Source organism: Pseudomonas sp. PA-4-8C (assembly GCF_021606625.1).
In the GTDB taxonomy this organism is placed as follows: domain Bacteria; phylum Pseudomonadota; class Gammaproteobacteria; order Pseudomonadales; family Pseudomonadaceae; genus Aquipseudomonas; species Aquipseudomonas lactis.
This window is the reverse complement of record NZ_WKCD01000473.1, coordinates 1-2,199: the sequence shown is the minus strand read 5'-3', so window position 1 is coordinate 2,199 and position 2,199 is coordinate 1. Positions and strand designations below refer to the sequence as shown.

At 57.8% G+C, this 2,199-nt stretch carries 1 protein-coding gene; it reads right to left on the bottom strand.

Features of this window, described 5'->3' with window-relative positions; all coding sequences use genetic code 11:
* Positions 1-150 precede the first annotated feature (150 nt).
* A complete protein-coding gene (gene hydA, locus GIW04_RS30085; RefSeq protein ID WP_094775261.1) occupies positions 151-1,590 on the bottom strand; it encodes a dihydropyrimidinase in 1,440 nt (479 codons plus the stop codon).
* Positions 1,591-2,199: the final 609 nt, after the last annotated feature.

The window sequence follows — 2,199 nt, the reverse complement described above, 5'->3', positions numbered from 1 at the left end:
GGCGATGGTGGCCCCGTCTTCGCGGGGGTGGGGGAGGTGGGTCAGGGTCTGGATCACGGTGTTGGCCTCACGGTTATTGAGGTGGGCGATCGTTCCCACGCTCTGCGTGGGAATGCCTCACTGGACGCTCCGCGTCCGCTTTTTTTGGATTCAGCGGTTTACGGCCACCGGCTTGGAAAGCGCTGCCCGCTTGCTCAACTGCTCGAACACCGACGGATACGCCGGCCGCTCCACATACCGTCCGGCCCCTCGCTCGGCGCGCAGGTCGCCATCGGCCCACACCAGCTTGCCCTGGCTGATGGTATGGCTGGGCACGCCGCGTACGGTCTTGCCTTCGAAGATGTTGAAGTCCACCTGCTGATGGTGGGTCTTGGCCGAAATGGTCCGCGTGCCCTCGGGGTCCCATAGCACCAGGTCGGCATCGGCGCCCACACGTATCGCGCCTTTGCGGGGATAGAGGTTGAAGATCTTCGCGGTGTTGGTGGAGGTCAGCGCGACAAATTCCTGCATCGACAAACGCCCGGTATTGACGCCTTCGTGCCACAGCAGCGCCATGCGGTCTTCAATGCCGGCGGTGCCGTTGGGGATCTTGCTGAAGTCATCACGCCCGGCGGCTTTTTGCTCGGCGCAGAAGCAGCAATGGTCGGTGGCGGTGGTGTGCAGGTTGCCCGCTTGCAGGCCATGCCACAGTGCCTCTTGGTGCCCGCGCGGGCGGAACGGCGGGCTCATCACATAGCCGGCGGCGGTCTGCCAGTCGGGGTGCTGGTATACACTGTCATCGAGCAACAGGTGGCCGGCGAGCACTTCACCGTACACCGCCTGGCCTTTGCCTCGGGCATAGGTGATTTCATCCAGGGCTTCCTTCGTCGACACATGCACCAGGTACAGCGGCGTGCCGATGGTCTCGGCAATCCGGATGGCACGGCTGGCCGCTTCGCCTTCCACCTGGGACGGGCGCGACAGCGGATGGGCTTCCGGCCCGGTGATGCCCTGGGCCATCAGTTTGCGTTGCAGGTGATACACCAGCTCGCCATTTTCGGCATGCACGGTGGGCACGGCGCCGAGTTCCAGGCAGCGTTCGAAACTGGCGACCAAGGTGTCATCGGCCGCCATGATCGCGTTCTTGTAGGCCATGAAATGCTTGAAGCTGTTGATGCCGTGATGGCTGACCAACTCGGCCATTTCCTCGCGTACCTGCTCGCTCCACCAGGTGATCGCTACATGAAACCCGTAGTCGGCGGCAGACTTTTCGGCCCAGCCGCGCCACTGGTGGAAAGCTTCCATCAGCGATTGCTGCGGGTTGGGAATCACGAAGTCGATGATCGAGGTGGTACCACCGGCCAAGCCTGCCGCCGTACCACTGAAAAAGTCTTCACTGGCCACGGTGCCCATGAAGGGCAATTGCATATGGGTATGGGGGTCGATGCCGCCCGGCATCAAGTATTGGCCGCTGCCATCGAGTACTTCGCAGCCTGCGGGAATATCCAGATTCGTGCCAATGGCGCGAATTAGACCCTCTGCGCATAACACATCGGCGCGGTAACTTTCATCATGGGTAATAACGGTGGCGCCACGGATCAACAGCGACATGTCGAGTTCCTCACAGGCTTGACCGGCTTGTGCCAGTTCTAAGTGTTGTAATACAGCGCACCGAGGGTCGGTTAATTCCTGTCATCGGTGACAGGAATAGAAACTAGCCCGAGTTTTTCGAATGAGCAAGCAGATTTTTCGCAAACTTTTATGTGTTTCATCTTGTTGATATTTATAAGAAAAATCCTATTTTCACCAAAATGAAGCATGCCCACCCTGTTTTGACGCACTTGACAGGTTCTTGATCTGATCAATATTTCTTATTGCAAATCAGGCGCTTGAGATATGCCGCTTGACGGCGTAGAGAAATAAAAATAATTGTGATGCACCAGATTGAGACCTGAAGGTTCTGGCAACTTGCGTATTGTTTAGCCTGACGCATGCGGCAAGTACCGCAGGTTCAATTGGAAAGCTGATAAACATCAGCACGTTATATAAGCGGTGCGGGTTCAGAGGCGGTTGTCGGCACGGTTATTGAGTGCACGGGCAGTTGGCCGGAACCCTGGATGTCATGTTGTCGATGCGGTACTCCGGCCACCTGAACCTGGCGTGCAGGTGAGCAACAATAATTTAAAAAAAACCGTGGAGCGGCCATGCAACAGAACAGAT

Excerpts from the sequence above, each read along its gene's own strand:
- hydA (WP_094775261.1), bottom strand. The coding sequence starts at position 1,590 with ATGTCGCTGTTGATCCGTGGCGCCACCGTTATTACCCATGATGAAAGT.